The sequence below is a fragment of the Microcella sp. genome (assembly GCF_033763155.1).
Taxonomy (GTDB): Bacteria; Actinomycetota; Actinomycetes; order Actinomycetales; family Microbacteriaceae; genus Microcella.
Genome location: NZ_JANRKZ010000038.1, coordinates 1 through 2409, shown reverse-complemented (window position 1 = coordinate 2409; position 2409 = coordinate 1). Strand labels below are relative to the sequence as shown.

General features: G+C 66.6%; 3 protein-coding genes. 2 read left to right on the top strand and 1 reads right to left on the bottom strand.

All coding sequences use genetic code 11. The features are described from left to right. On the bottom strand, window positions 1-845 hold an 845-nt coding region (locus SFU54_RS01525; protein WP_319014552.1), incomplete at its 3' end, for a diacylglycerol/lipid kinase family protein. A gap of 72 nt (window positions 846-917) precedes the next feature. On the opposite strand from SFU54_RS01525, the gene serS reads away from it, so the two are divergent. Beyond that, the gene (serS, locus tag SFU54_RS01520; protein WP_319014551.1) at window positions 918-2183 is read left to right on the top strand and encodes a serine--tRNA ligase; all 1266 of its coding nucleotides are present in this window, start codon (window positions 918-920) and stop codon (window positions 2181-2183) included. Continuing rightward, window positions 2180-2409 (top strand): HAD family hydrolase (locus tag SFU54_RS01515; RefSeq protein WP_319014550.1); only part of this gene is annotated, 230 nt, incomplete at its 3' end. The genes serS and SFU54_RS01515, both read left to right, overlap by 4 nt.

Genomic DNA, 2409 nt, shown 5'->3' with positions numbered 1-2409 from the left:
TCGGCGGCGAGAATGCGCTGACCGATCTTGCTCTTTTGCAGCACGCCGTTTTCCCAGACCACGGCGTAGCTCACGCGCATCCACCCCCACAGGTTCTTGGGGCGCATCGCAACAACGTCGAGAAGTCCGTCGTCGATCTGTGCGCTCGGCAAGAGCAGCACGCCGCCCGGCAATGCGCCGCAGTTGCCGATCAATAGCGTGTGCACCGTTGTTGAGCGCTCGGGAGAGCCATCGAGCGAGTAGTGCACGCGCACCGCATCCACGTCGCGCACGATGCGTGCCGTCGCCTCGATGTAGGCGAGCCATCCCACGCGCTTCTTGAGCTCGGGGTTGGTCGCGGCGATCATCTTGGCGTCAAGCCCGATTCCCACCATGACGACGAAGGCGTGCCGTTCGACCGTGCCGTCGTCGCGCGTGAGTTCGGCGATGCCGACGTCGATGGCATGGTCGATGCCCGAGACGGCGGTCGTGAGCGCGTCGCCGATCTTGCCGAGAGTGAGGCCGAGGTTGCGGGCGAGCAGGTTTCCGGTGCCGGCGGGCAGCAAGACCAGGGGGATGCCCGAGTCGAGCATCCCCTCGGCAACAGCCCGCACCGTGCCGTCGCCGCCGGCCGCGAGCACCGCGGTCACGCGTGCGTCGATGGCCTCGCGGGCGCGCCCCTGACCCGGGTCGGCCACGGTTGTCTCGAGCCACAACGAGGGCTGCCATCCGGCGGCGGATTCCACGTCAGCCACAGCCACCCGCAGCGCCGCCATGTCGACTTTCGTGGGGTTGGCGATGATCGCCACGCGACCGCGATCGGCCGCGGTGGGCTGATCGTCGGTGGCCGCCCCCGGGGTGCTCATGCGGTCAGGCTAGAGCATCGACCCATGAGCGACGAGGGGCTTGCGTTAACCCGTGCGTGCCAGACTAGAAGCGTGATCGACCCCCAATTGCTGCGTGACAACCCTGACCTCGTTCGACGCTCTCAGCAGGCGCGGCGCTCAAGCGTCGAGCTTGTCGACGAGGCCATCGCTGCCGACCGCGAGCGGCGTGACGCGATTACCGCGTTTGAGGCACTGCGGGCCGAGCAGAATGCCTTTGGCAAGCGGGTTGCCGCGGCGTCGAAAGACGAGAAGCCCGCGCTCGTGCAGCAGGCTCAGCAGCTTGCCGCCGACGTGAAGTCGGCCCAGCTCGTAGCGGGCGAGGCCGAAGAGCGATTCGCGCAGGTTGCGGGGAGCATCCAGAACGTCATCATCGATGGCGTTCCCGAGGGGGGCGAAGACGACTTCGTCACGCTTCGCGAAGTGGGCGTGAAGCCCACGTTCGACTTCGAGCCGCGTGACCACCTCGCCATCGGCGAACTGCTCGATGCCATTGACATGCCGCGCGGCGTCAAAGTCTCGGGCTCACGCTTCTACTTCTTGAAGGGCGTGGGCGCGCGCCTCGAGCTCGCGCTCATGACCTACGCGCTCGACACCGCGCTTGACGCAGGCTTCACGCCGCTCATCACTCCCACGCTCGTCAAGCCCGAGGTCATGAGTGGCACCGGATTTCTCGGCGCGCACGCCGACGAGATCTACTACTTGCCGGCCGACGAGCTCTATCTCACGGGCACGAGTGAGGTGGCCCTCGCGGGGTATCACGCCGACGAGATCATCGATGTCTCGAACGGCCCCTTGCGCTACGCCGGCTGGTCCACCTGCTACCGCCGCGAGGCGGGTAGCTATGGCAAAGACACCAAGGGCATCATTCGCGTTCACCAGTTTCAGAAGCTCGAGATGTTCAGCTACATCGCTCCCGATGATGCCGAAGCCGAGCACGAGCGGCTCTTGGCGATGCAAGAGGGGATGCTGCGCTCACTCGGTCTTGCCTATCGCGTCATCGACACCGCGGCCGGTGACCTCGGCTCCAGCGCTGCACGCAAGTTCGATGTTGAGGCGTGGGTGCCGACGCAAGGCGCGTATCGCGAGCTGACGAGCACGAGTAACTGCACCACCTACCAGTCGCGCCGCCTCGACATTCGGCACCGCGGCGAGGGCGGAAAGACGGCTCCCGTCGCCACCCTCAACGGCACGCTCGCGACGACGCGCTGGCTGGTCGCCCTGCTCGAAACGCACCAGCAGGCCGACGGCTCGGTCGTTGTGCCCGAGCCTCTGCGGCCCTACCTGCGCGGCCTTGAGATTCTGGAGCCCGTGGCGTGACCGCTGACCCGCGCTTGCTCATCGCCCTCGACATCGATGGCACGGTGCTGCACGAAGACGGCACCCTGCCTCCCGCAGCGCTCGAGCAGGTGCACCGCCTGCGTGATGCGGGGCACGAGGTCATGCTCGCGACGGGCCGCTCGGTGGCCATGACCTTGCCGGTGCTCGATCGTCTTGACATCACTCCGGCCTATGTCGTCGCGTCGAATGGCGCGATTTTGCTCAA